The sequence below is a fragment of the Stenotrophomonas acidaminiphila genome (assembly GCF_001431595.1).
Classification (GTDB): domain Bacteria; phylum Pseudomonadota; class Gammaproteobacteria; order Xanthomonadales; family Xanthomonadaceae; genus Stenotrophomonas; species Stenotrophomonas acidaminiphila.
Genome location: NZ_LDJO01000095.1, coordinates 1 through 441, shown reverse-complemented (window position 1 = coordinate 441; position 441 = coordinate 1). Strand labels below are relative to the sequence as shown.

The following is a 441-nucleotide window of genomic DNA, read 5'->3' as shown; positions in this document are numbered from 1 at the left end:
GCGCTGTACCAGGCCATCGTCGGCCAGTGGCTGGTCAGCGTGCCGATGACGATCATCATGATCGTGGCCGGCTTCCTGTTCGTTTCGGTGTCCGGCTACCTGGCCGGCCTGGTCGGCTCGTCCAACAACCCGGTCTCGGGCATCACCATCGCCACCATCCTGTTCGCCTCGGTGGTGCTGCTGCTGCTGCTGGGCGACGACGGCAAGGTGCAGGTCGGCGGCGCGCCGCCGACCTGCACCTTGCCGTCGTCGCCCAGCAGCATCAGCAGCATCACCGAGGCGAACAGGATGGTGGCGATGGTGATGCCCGAGACCGGGTTGTTGGACGAGCCGACCAGGCCGGCCAGGTAGCCGGACACCGAAACGAACAGGAAGCCGGCCACGATCATGATGATCGTCATCGGCACGCTGACCAGCCACTGGCCGACGATGGCCTGGTAC

2 pseudogenes are annotated in these 441 nt (G+C 66.2%); one reads left to right on the top strand and one right to left on the bottom strand.

Going from position 1 to position 441, the window contains the following annotated elements:
- A pseudogene (locus ABB33_RS18330) lies at positions 1-231 on the top strand (OPT family oligopeptide transporter); the annotation flags it as partial.
- 95 nt (positions 232-326) lie between these two features.
- Here ABB33_RS18330 and ABB33_RS19325 read toward each other — a convergent pair.
- Positions 327-389 (bottom strand): annotated as a pseudogene (locus tag ABB33_RS19325) (hypothetical protein); the annotation flags it as partial.
- Between the last annotated feature and the right edge of the window lie 52 nt (positions 390-441).